The organism is Planctomycetia bacterium (assembly GCA_034440135.1).
Lineage (GTDB): Bacteria > Planctomycetota > Planctomycetia > Pirellulales > JALHLM01 > JALHLM01.
This window is the reverse complement of sequence record JAWXBP010000472.1, coordinates 1-10,392: the sequence shown is the minus strand read 5'-3', so window position 1 is coordinate 10,392 and position 10,392 is coordinate 1. Positions and strand designations below refer to the sequence as shown.

Annotated in this window: 10 protein-coding genes; 5 read left to right on the top strand and 5 right to left on the bottom strand. The window is 62.3% G+C overall.

From position 1 onward, the window contains the following. Together SGJ19_26885 and SGJ19_26880 are read left to right on the top strand one after the other, a co-directional pair. Positions 1-788: hypothetical protein (locus SGJ19_26885; GenBank protein ID MDZ4783890.1), on the top strand; the 788-nt coding region annotated here is incomplete at its 5' end. 308 nt (positions 789-1,096) lie between these two features. Further along, positions 1,097-2,065: an aldo/keto reductase gene (locus tag SGJ19_26880; protein ID MDZ4783889.1), complete on the top strand. Its 969-nt coding sequence runs from the start codon at positions 1,097-1,099 to the stop codon at positions 2,063-2,065. 176 nt (positions 2,066-2,241) lie between these two features. Here SGJ19_26880 and rsmG read toward each other — a convergent pair whose 3' ends face one another. Continuing rightward, on the bottom strand, positions 2,242-2,919 hold the full coding sequence (gene rsmG, locus SGJ19_26875) for a 16S rRNA (guanine(527)-N(7))-methyltransferase RsmG (GenBank protein MDZ4783888.1): 678 nt from the start codon (positions 2,917-2,919) through the stop codon (positions 2,242-2,244). Between the two features lie 356 nt (positions 2,920-3,275). Here rsmG and SGJ19_26870 point away from each other — a divergent pair, with 356 nt between their 5' ends. Then, entirely contained in the window at positions 3,276-4,568 is a 1,293-nt protein-coding gene (locus SGJ19_26870) for a Gfo/Idh/MocA family oxidoreductase (GenBank protein ID MDZ4783887.1), read from the top strand. Positions 4,569-4,746: 178 nt separating this feature from the next. Beyond that, complete coding sequence (locus SGJ19_26865) at positions 4,747-6,057, top strand: DUF5009 domain-containing protein (GenBank protein ID MDZ4783886.1); 1,311 nt, start codon at positions 4,747-4,749, stop codon at positions 6,055-6,057. A 74-nt stretch (positions 6,058-6,131) separates the two neighbouring features. On the opposite strand, the gene rpiB is transcribed toward SGJ19_26865, so the two are convergent. From rpiB to SGJ19_26845, 4 genes are all read right to left on the bottom strand, one after another. Then, positions 6,132-6,572, bottom strand: coding sequence for a ribose 5-phosphate isomerase B (gene rpiB / locus SGJ19_26860; protein MDZ4783885.1), 441 nt, complete (start codon positions 6,570-6,572; stop codon positions 6,132-6,134). A 115-nt stretch (positions 6,573-6,687) separates the two neighbouring features. Then, positions 6,688-7,809 (bottom strand): L-threonylcarbamoyladenylate synthase, encoded by a 1,122-nt coding sequence (locus SGJ19_26855; protein ID MDZ4783884.1) that lies wholly within the window; start codon positions 7,807-7,809, stop codon positions 6,688-6,690. Between the two features lie 266 nt (positions 7,810-8,075). Beyond that, positions 8,076-8,954 carry a peptide chain release factor N(5)-glutamine methyltransferase gene (gene prmC, locus SGJ19_26850; protein ID MDZ4783883.1) on the bottom strand — a complete coding sequence of 293 codons (879 nt, stop codon included), beginning with the start codon at positions 8,952-8,954 and terminating at the stop codon, positions 8,076-8,078. 194 nt (positions 8,955-9,148) lie between these two features. Further along, positions 9,149-9,679: a type 1 glutamine amidotransferase domain-containing protein gene (locus tag SGJ19_26845; GenBank protein ID MDZ4783882.1), complete on the bottom strand. Its 531-nt coding sequence runs from the start codon at positions 9,677-9,679 to the stop codon at positions 9,149-9,151. 143 nt (positions 9,680-9,822) lie between these two features. Here SGJ19_26845 and SGJ19_26840 point away from each other — a divergent pair. Continuing rightward, positions 9,823-10,392 (top strand): 3-isopropylmalate dehydrogenase (locus SGJ19_26840; protein ID MDZ4783881.1); only part of this gene is annotated, 570 nt, incomplete at its 3' end.

Below are 10,392 nucleotides of genomic sequence, written 5' to 3'. Positions count from 1 at the left end.
GGCGCGGCGCCGCGCCCGGCGAGCGGTCCGATGCCATGCGGCGCAAGGCCGCGGAAGCCAGCGCCAAAGGCATGTCGTTCTTGCAGCCGCGGCTGCATCAGGCCTGGTGCAACCTGCGGGTCTGGCTGCCGTTCTTCGATACGCCCAATCGCCGCGCGCGGCAGATTAAGTTCGCGCATAGCGATTGCCGCACCGGCTTCTACTGGGACATCGACTTGCCCAAGCAATGCTGCCGCTGCGGCCGGGCCGACGACCTGCGTGGCGAACATTTCGAATCACTGGTCCGCGCCTTCGAGTATCCGCTGCACATCACCGGTACCGCCGCGTTGATGAGCGCCGGCGTGTTGTTCTTGGCCTTTATCGCCTTTTCTTTCGGCATGTGGTCGACGCTGCTCTCGCTGCTGATCTTCACGATGGTGATCATCCTCGCCGCCAGCGTGCTGCTGTGGATGAAAAGCTGGGACGAGGAAGTGAGTCTACGCCTCTTCGCTTGTCCGGATCATGTCGCCGATCTTAAGCAACCCGACCTGGTCGTGCATGACAATGATTTAACCATCGTGTTGCCAAGCGAACGCTTCGCGGACGCGGCGATGGAAGAACTCAAGCAACGCCGCCGTGGCAAGCACCGCGCCGCCGGAGAATCGTCAATCCAAGGCCGCTCCGCTTCCGGCGTCCAGCCGCCGGCTGCGATCCCGATCGATTCGCCGCCGCTGCCACCGCGCCCGCACATACCGGACTTGCCGCCGATCAAGCTGGCGGGCGAGGAAGATGATTTGTTGCCGCAATAGGTGACGTCTCGATTCTCTCGCGCTACTCTCATGTATCGTACAAAGGTGGGGAGCGAATGAGTGCAAGCATGCGGCCGACGACTTGTCCGGATTGTAAAGTCGATCTCAAACAGGGTACTCTCGGCGCTCATGGAGGGAATATCATGGTCGCAAGTGGAATATACGTATCGTTTCAACGACGCGAGCGATGGCCGCTAGCACAGTGCCCGATCGATGCGATCGTATGTCCCGAATGCGGCCGAATCTGGTTCTATGCGAAGCTGATTGGCGCGGGTTCCGAAACAGAAAGCCCCAGTTGAAGCATGCCTATGTCTGAACTCCGCCAACTCGGCAACTCCGACCTCCACGTCTCCGCCGTCGCGCTCGGCTGTTGGCCCATCGCCGGGATGACGAGTTTGAACGTCAATGAGGCCGACAGCCTGGCGACGATCGCAGCCTGTCTCGATCACGGCGTCAACTTTCTCGACACGGCCTTCTGCTATGGCGCCGATGGCGAGAGCGAGCGGCTGATCGCCCGCGCGATTGGCAATCAGCGCGATCAGTTCGTGATTGCCACCAAAGGCGGCATTCACTGGGGACCGGACGGCAAGCAGGCCTACGACGCCTCGCCGGCGACGTTACGGCGCGAATGCGAGACCAGCCTGCGCCGGCTCAACACCGATCGCGTGGAACTCTATTACCTGCACGCGCCGGATCCGAGTACGCCCATCGCCGAAACCGCTGGGGTGATGAAGTCGCTGATGGATGAGGGCAAGACCCGCACGATCGGCGTTTCGAACTTGAACGTGCAACAGATGGAGGAATTTGCCCGCGAGTGCCCGATCACGGTTTGTCAGCCGCATTACAATCTGCTGCAGCGCGAAATCGAGGCCGACATCCTCCCCTGGTGCCGGGAACGCGGCGTGGCCCTCGCGGTTTATTGGCCGATCATGAAGGGCTTTCTCGCCGGCAAGTTGCCGCGCGATCACGTCTTTGATCCCAAAGACGGCCGCAAGAAGTACCCGATGTTTCAGGGCGAGGAGTGGACCAAAAACCAAGACTTTCTCGACGCCTTGCGCCCCATCGCCGCGCAAGCCGGCGTCACGCTCGCGCAGTTGGCGATTCTCTGGACGATCTCGCAACCCGGCGTGACGGTCGCGCTCTGTGGCGCGAAGCGTCCCGCTCAACTAGCGGAGAACGCCGGCACGCTGCGCGCTCGACTAACTGCCGAGCAATGGCAACGCGTAGCGAACGCACTCGAACAACGCGGCCAACCCGTTTCGCGCGCCGCGGTTTGACAAATATAGCGATGTTGTGGCACGGTCTCCCGACCGTGCAACGCCGAGTTGACACGCGGATGTGGAGACCTTCGGTCGGCGCGGTGGCACGGTCGGGAGACCGAGCCACAACCGTGCACTGCAACAACTGTGCACTGCAACAACTGCGTCGAAGGGCTCGCTTCGCCAACGACGAGCTACGCGCGTTTCTTCCCGCGCGGCCAGACCATCAAGACAACACTTTCGCCGTCCGCGCCGGGGATCGGATAGTTCGCGACGCGGCGCAACTCGAGGCTTCGCAAGAGGCCCAGGTGCCGCGCTTCGCCGCGCTCTTCGACCCAGGCCGGGCCTTTGATCACCAGCAATCGGCCGAAGCGTTGCCAAAGCGGCTTGAACCACGTGAGTAGCTTGGGCAGCGGCGCCACGGCGCGAATCACCAACGTGTCGAATTCGCGCTTCGCGAGCACTTTCTCGGCGCGTTCGGGATACACCGACATTTGTAAGCCGAGACGCTTGACGATGTCCTCGACGACGCGCGACTTCTTCCCGACCGATTCCGACAGCGCGACCGTCAAGTCCGGGCGCAGAATTGCCAGCGGAATGCCCGGCACGCCGCCGCCGGTGCCGACGTCGAGCACGCGCTCGCCTTGTTCGATCAAGTTGGCCAGGACGTGCGTGTCGACCAGATCGCGGCCGACGAACTTGTCGTACGTCGTGTGCCGCGTGAGATTGATCTTCTCGTTCCACTCCCAGAGCAGCTTGCAATATTGCTCCAGCTTTTCGAGCTGTTTCTTGGAAAGCTCAATGCCATGTCGGGCGGCCGCCTCGGCAAGGGTGGCGCTCGTTTCGTTCGTCGATGCGATGTTGTCAGTCAAGGTGCGTGATCACGGCGGAGAGAATTGTGCCAACACTAGCCCGTAGCGCCAGCGAGGGGGAGTTGACGCTGCTGATCGTTTGGCGACAACGCCAAACCGACCGTGTCCACTTCAACGTCATTGAAAACGCACCGAAGTGTACGGTTTGCTCGGCGTACTCGCTGCGTTCCTCAGCGACGTCCTCTCCCCCTCGCTGGCGCTACGGGCTAGTGTGCGCGCTCGGAATAGAGCTTTCCACCATACCGAAGATTGCACGGGCCTACCATTGGGGCTAGCATAAGGCCGAACTGCTCGAACCCCACTTCGCCGAGCGCGCCGGCGCTCGTTGCCCCGCACCCCGCCAGGGAGAACCCGCCATGAGCCAGCGCCCGAATCGTCGTCTATTCCTCCAGACCACGGCCGCCGCCGGCGCCGCCGCGACGTTCGGCGGTTTCTGGACGTTTCCATCCCGGGCGGCGCGGCGGTTGGCGAACGACAAGCTGAACGTGGCGATGGTCGGCACGTCGAATCAGGCCGAATTCACGATCGACAACGTCCAGCACGAGAACCTCGTCGCGATCTGCGATATCGACGACTTGCTCTTGGGCAAGTGCGGTGAGCGGTTCCCCAAGGCGCAGAAGTTCACCGATTTCCGCAAGCTGATGGACGAGGAATCGATCGACGCGGTCTGCGTTTGCACGCCGGATCACATCCACGCGCCGGCCACGTTGCTGGCTCTTAAGCATGGCAAGCACGTCTATTGCGAAAAGCCGCTCACGCACACGATCTTCGAAGCCCGGACCGTTTCGCAAACGGCCGCCGCCACGAAGCAAGCGACCCAAATGGGGACGCAAATCCACGCCACAGACAACTACCGCCGCGTAGTCGAGATCATTCAGTCTGGCGCGATCGGCAAGGTGACTGAGGTCGATGTTTGGGTCGGCAAAGGCTGGGGCGGCGGCGATCGCCCGACCGATCGGCCGCCGGTCCCGAAGAGCCTGCATTGGGACCTGTGGCTCGGCCCCGCGCCGGAGCGGCCCTATAGTCCGATCTACTTGCCCGCCAACTGGCGGCGCTGGTGGGACTTCGGCGGCGGCACGCTCGCCGACATGGGCTGCCATTACATCGACTTGGTGTTCTGGTCGTTGAAGCTGCACGCGCCGACAACCTGCGAGGCCTTCGGCCCGGAACCGCATCCGGAGACCGCGCCCATGGGATTGAAAGTCGTCTGGGAGTTTCCCGCGCGCGACGAACTGCCAGCGGTGACGATGAGCTGGCGCGACGGCGATCAGACTCCCACGGAAGTCCGCGGGCACAAGGTGCCCGGCGCCGGCATCATGTTCGTCGGCGACAAAGGCCTGATGTTCGCCGACTACGGCGGCTACAAGCTGTACCCCGAAGATCAATTCAAAGGCTTCACAGCGCCGCCGCAAAGCATCCCGGCCTCCATCGGCCACCACGCCGAATGGCTCCAAGCCTGCCGCACCGGAGAACCGACGACCTGCAACTTCGGCTACGCCGGCCCGCTGACAGAAACAGTGCTCTTGGGCAACGTCGCCTACCGCAGCGGCCAGAAGCTCGAATGGGATTCCGAAAACATGAAAATCCCGAACGCGCCGGAAGCGGAGAAGTTTCTGCGGCGCGAGTATCGCAGCGGGTGGACGCTGTAGGGAGAGGAAGTAGGTGAAGTAGCTAGCAGGTGGAATAGGTGCGGCATGACGCGTGCTTGTTGTGTCATGGTCTCCCGACCATGACACGGGAAGCCCGACGACATTCAGAAGTGGAGACTGTCGGTCGGCCTGGTGGCACGGTCGGGAGACCGAGCCACAACAGAAAAATGAAATCGCCATGAGCACCGTCCCGCCTCAAGAGCCCGAACGTCTCCTCTCCCTCGACGCCTTTCGTGGCTTCGTGATGTTGGCGATGGTTTCCGATGGGCTGGGGTTGAGCAATGTCGCTGAACATTTTCCCGACTCGCGCGTTTGGCAGTGGCTGGCCTATCAGTTCAGCCATGTCGAGTACACCGGCTGCGCGCTGTGGGATTTGATTCAGCCTTCGTTCATGTTCATCGTCGGCGTGGCGATGCCGTATTCGTACGCCAAGCGACTGGCCCGCGGCGATAGCCTGGCGGTCACCGCGCGGCATGTGTTGTGGAGGGCGATCTTCCTCACGTTGCTGGGCGTGTTTCTGCGCTCCAATGGGCACGAGCAGACGCGGTTCACCTTCGAGGACGTCGTCAGCCAGTTGGGACTCGGTTACGCCTTCGTCTATCTGACGCTCGGCCGTGGTCTCAAAGCGCAGCTCGCCGCGGCGCTCGCGATTCTGGCCGGCTATTGGGCCTGGTTCTATTTCACGTCGTTGCCGAATCCCATTCCCGAGGGCATCCCGGACGATTGGCAGCAATTCCCGCTGGCGGTCGAAGGCGTGACGCACGGCGACCAGGTCTATCCCTTCCACTCGGAATTCTGGGCCAACATCGCCCAGCAATGGAATAAGCACATCAACCCGGCCGGGATGTCGGACCGCTGGCTGCTGAATCTGTTTCCACGGTCGGAGCCGTTTCAATTCAACGGCGGCGGTTACCAGACATTGAGCTTCGTGCCGTCGATGGCGACGACGATCTTCGGCGTGATGACCGGCGAATATCTGCGCGGCCTGGACTCGGTCGGCCGCAAGGCGATTCGCTTGCTGCAGGTCGGCGCGATTTGCCTGGCCATCGGTATGGTCCTCGACGGCACTATCTGGCCCGGCGACGGCCTGCAGTGGACGTTCTGCCCGATCGTCAAGAAGATCTGGACGCCAACCTGGGCGATCTTCAGCACCGGCTGGGTACTGTGGGGACTCGCGGCGTTCGTGTGGCTAATCGACGGCCTGGGCTTCAAACGCTGCGCGTTCCCGTTCGTCGTCGTGGGCATGAACCCGCTGACGATGTACATCATGCACTGGCTGATCGACGGCTGGACCGGCGGCACGCTCTGGACGCACGGCCGGATGCTCGCGCAAGCCGTGGGCTACGATCTCAGCGCGGCGATCACTGCCGGGGAAAGCGGCCAAGGCTGGGCCACGTACCTGCCAATCATCGAACGCGCATCGATCACGTTCGTACTCTGGCTGATCTGCCTCTGGATGTACCGGCGGAAGATTTTTATCCGGATCTAACGTAGGCGTCGATCGCGCTCAAATTCGTCATTCCGTCATTCGGACTTGATTCGACATTCGAATTTCGAGCTTCGTCATTCCTTTTCCAGCTCCGTGATCTTCTCCACACGGCGCGCGTGCCGGCCGCCTTCGAATTCTGTGTTGAGCCAGATTTCGACCATGCGGTCAATCAGCTTTTCGCCCAGCAAATCGGCGGAGAGACAGAGCACGTTCAGGTCGTTGTGACGGCGGCTCATTTCCGCGGTGATGTCGTCGTGGCAGGGGGCGGCCCGGACGCCGGTGAACTTGTTGGCGACGATGCTCATACCGATGCCGGTGCCGCAAATCAGAATGCCGCGATCGACTTCTCCCTTGCTGACCTTCTCGCCAACGATGGCGGCCACGTCGGGATAGTCGACGCTCTCCAATCCATGGGCGCCCACGTCCTCCACTTCGTGGTTAAATCGGCGCAGCAAGTCGCCGATTTTCTGTTTGACGCCGAAACCACGATGGTCGCTGCCCAGGGCAATCCGCATGTAACGTTCACTCCCGTCACGGGCCGTGGGAACTTTGCCCAAACCAGCCTAGGTCCGCCGGGGATTTCCGCCCCCCGGCCTGTCGTCGCCTATCTACACTCTACTACTTGGAACTTCAAATCTCCAAGCTTTCCACCCAGGGAGCCAGGCCCGTTTTTAGCTGGGCGGCGCACCGTTCGTACATTTCGGCCGGAGAACCGATCGGATCGGCCACGTCCTGCCCATTTTTCATGAGCAAATGGGCGCGTCCGGCAGCGTCGGGCCATTGGGAAACGATCGCGTCGCGATGGGCTCGGGTCATCGCCAGCAGCACATCGGCGTTGCGCACCAATTGCTCGGTAAGCGGTTGGCTGACATGTGAGGCCAAATCGAGGCCTTCGCCGGCCATCGTTGCGACGGCCTCCGGCGCGGCCCGGCCGCCGAACATCGCCGATAGTCCCGCCGACATCACCGCCACGCCGTGTTCCTCGACTTGCTCGACGCTGCAGCCCAGCCGTTCCGCGAGCAGCTTCCGCGTCAGCGCTTCCGCCATCGGGCTGCGGCAGGTGTTGCCGGTGCATACCAGAAGGATGACCACGCGCGATAACCTCCTCAACGTCGGCTCGGAGAACACGCCCGCCCTGCTGATCGCCAACTGCCCGTTCGTCACGCGCACCACCGTGGACGGCTGGCCGTACCGGCAGCGGCCGTCGTCCAACACCATTTGCACTTCGTCGCCGAGGAAATCAGTGACTTCGGTGGCGGTGATCGCCTCGACATCACCGTTGCGACGCATGCCAGCCAACACGATCGGGCCGACCAGCATCCGCTGCACGTCTTGAATCAAGGCATGCGCAGGCGCCCGTAGACGCACCGCGCCGGCCGGGGCCACGCGCTTCCGCACGCCGCTCGGCAAGGCGTTCAGCAAGCTGTCTGGGTGATTCGCGTCGAGCACCAGTGTCACCGGCCCGGGCCAGCATCGCCGCGCCAACCGGCCGGCCAGCGGCGACATGTCCGGCACGTAGTCCAAGGCGTCATCGGCGCTTTTCACCGCCAAGGTCAGCGGAGAATCGGCCGGACGCTTCGTGGAACGAATCACCCGTTCCACGGCTTCCGGACACCGCGCGCTGGCGGCCACCCCATATACGGTCTCAGTCGGGAAGGCGACCAGCTTCCCTTCGGCCAAGGCCTGCACGGCGCGATGCACGACGTCCCGCGCATCTTCCGTGCGCTGCATGTCGATTACAAAGGGAGGCATGACACCTTTCCGGCCACTTTCGATTCGCTCATCGATCCCGGTTCAGAAACACGTGTGCGCCCAAGGCTTTGCAATCGCACACCTGCGAGCGGGCCGGGCCGGGACTGCTTCGAGAGATCTGATCGGGTCAAATATAGGGCCGCAAGGGGCCGCAAGTCAAGGGGCGCAACGCCCGTGACAATGAAGCAACCCGTTTCCATTACAACGGTTACGGCGCGTGAATCCGTGGGCCTCGGTCGAAGAACTGCCAGGTCGCGGGGCCCATTTCAACTGTGGCGGCGTGCCGTCACGATCCGTGGCAAGCCCGCCAGATCCTTGATCGTCTTGGGCGTCTGAAAACCTCCCTGCTGGACGATCAAATCTCGCACGGCCGACTCGATCATGGGGCTCAGCTCCATCATCAGCCAACCGCCGGGTGTTAGCCGTGCGGCGGCCTGCGGAATGAGCCGCTCAATTACTTCCGTCCCCCTGGGGCCGGCAACCAATGCGCCGCGCGGTTCGTGATCGCGCACGTCGGGAGCGAGCGCGGCCAACTCCGATTCGCTCACATAGGGCGGATTGCTGGCGATGATTTGAAACTTCCGCTCCGCAGGCAGCGCCGCGAACAGGTCGCTGACCAGAAACTCCAGCCGTTCGCTGACCTTGTGCCGCGCAGCGTTGCGCTTGGCGACTTCGAGCGCCGCGGGGCTGATATCGATGGCCGTCAAGCGAGCTTGCGGCAATTGCTTCGCAGCGCAAACGGCGATGATCCCGCTGCCGGTTCCCACGTCGGCAATCTCCAACGCCGTACCGGCGCCGAGTTCCTTCGCGCGGTCGAGAATCTCGATGACCAGATGCTCGGTCTCCGGGCGCGGAATCAAAACATCCGGCGTGACTTCGAACGGCAACGAATAGAACTCGCGTTTGCCGACCAAATAGGCCACGGGCGTACCGTCGGCGCGGCGTTTGACCAATTCGCGAAACCGCGTCCGCAAAGGTTCGTCGGCCTCGTCTTCGAATGACGTGTATAAGGCGATCCGCTCGCAACCTTTGGCGGATGCCAGCAACACCTCGGCGTCCAACCGCGGACTTTCCGCCCCGCGCTGCTTCAGAAAATCGGTCGTCCATTTGAGCAAGCGGCCGACGGTCCAAGTGTCGCTGGACATGTGGGGACAACTGCGAGGTTGGAAGGAGCGGACGCTCAGAAACTGTATGACGAAGTTCTAAATCTGAATGACGAATCAAGCTCAAATGTCTAACTGATTGAATGTCGAAAGTAGACTCGTTGGGCCAAGCCGATTCGGATTTGATTCGACATTCGAATTTAGAAATTCGTCATTCCTGCGCGCTTCCTTTGTGCTCACCGCGACAGAAAACCAAGAATCGCTTTCATAAACTCCGGCAGATCGTCTGGCTTGCGGCTGGAGATGAAGTGGCGATCCACCACCACCGCGGCGTCGTGCCAATGGGCGCCGGCGTTCACCAGGTCGTCTTTGATGCCCGGCGAACCGGTGACTTTGACTCCGCGATAGACGCCGGCCGAAATGGCGATCCAACCGCCGTGGCAGATGGCGGCGACGAGTTTATCCGCCGCGGCGCTCTCGCGGACAAGCTTCAACACGTGCGGTTCACGGCGGAGCTTGTCCGGCATGAACCCGCCTGGGAGCACGATGCCATGGAAATCTCCGGCGTCCATCTCGGCAATGGCTGCGTCCGATTTGCACGGATACCCGTGCTTGCCGGAGTACGATTTGTTCGCCTGCGGCCCGGCCACCGTGACATGCACGCCGGCTTCCAGGAGACGGAGCTTCGGATACCAAAGCTCCAGATCTTCATAAACGTCGTCCACGACCATCAGAATCCGCGTCGCGGCAAGCTTCTCGCTGGACATGGCGGCTGCTCCTCGAAATCGACAATCTCCGTCCCATTGCTTCGCAGGCGAGCATAACATAAACGGGCCGGCTCACCACGGTCCCGAGGGGCCGCCCGGAGGACGTTGCGCACGGCTGTTCAGCCCTCAATCGAACGCTATCCTTGCAGATTGACCCGACGACTCCGCACCTTCACGCCCAGGCGGCCGGCATGACCCTCGAAGACGACAACCTGCAGCGGATCGAGCAAGCACCGAGTTACCGTCTCGCCGCACAGGACTTGGAGTTCTTGAACCGGCCTGAATTGCGGCCCGTGCGGATGCAGTTGGAGCTGCTGAAGCCGGAGATGACGCTCGTCGAACAGGGCGTGCGGTCCACGATCGTCTTGTTCGGCGGCACGCAAATCGTGGACACGCCGCAGGCGGAACTGCGTTTGCAGAACGCCCGCACGGAACTGGCCGCCGACCCTGCCAACGCGAAGGCAGCGCGCGCGGTCACCCGCGCCGAGCGACTACTCGCCAAGTCGCCCTACTATGACGCCGCGCGAGAGTTCGCGCGGCTGGTCACGTCGTCCTGTCAGGTCAACGGAGAATGCGATTTTGTCATCGTCACCGGCGGCGGTCCTGGCATCATGGAGGCCGGCAATCGCGGCGCCTTTGAAGTGAACGGCAAATCGATTGGCCTGAATATCACGCTGCCGGCGGAACAGCGACCGAATCCGTATATTACGCCG

Excerpts from the sequence above, each read along its gene's own strand:
- SGJ19_26880 (MDZ4783889.1), top strand. The coding sequence starts at position 1,097 with ATGTCTGAACTCCGCCAACTCGGCAACTCCGACCTCCACGTCTCCGCC.
- SGJ19_26870 (MDZ4783887.1), top strand. The coding sequence starts at position 3,276 with ATGAGCCAGCGCCCGAATCGTCGTCTATTCCTCCAGACCACGGCCGCC.
- SGJ19_26865 (MDZ4783886.1), top strand. The coding sequence starts at position 4,747 with ATGAGCACCGTCCCGCCTCAAGAGCCCGAACGTCTCCTCTCCCTCGAC.
- rpiB (MDZ4783885.1), bottom strand. The coding sequence starts at position 6,572 with ATGCGGATTGCCCTGGGCAGCGACCATCGTGGTTTCGGCGTCAAACAG.
- SGJ19_26855 (MDZ4783884.1), bottom strand. The coding sequence starts at position 7,809 with ATGCCTCCCTTTGTAATCGACATGCAGCGCACGGAAGATGCGCGGGAC.
- prmC (MDZ4783883.1), bottom strand. The coding sequence starts at position 8,954 with ATGTCCAGCGACACTTGGACCGTCGGCCGCTTGCTCAAATGGACGACC.
- SGJ19_26845 (MDZ4783882.1), bottom strand. The coding sequence starts at position 9,679 with ATGTCCAGCGAGAAGCTTGCCGCGACGCGGATTCTGATGGTCGTGGAC.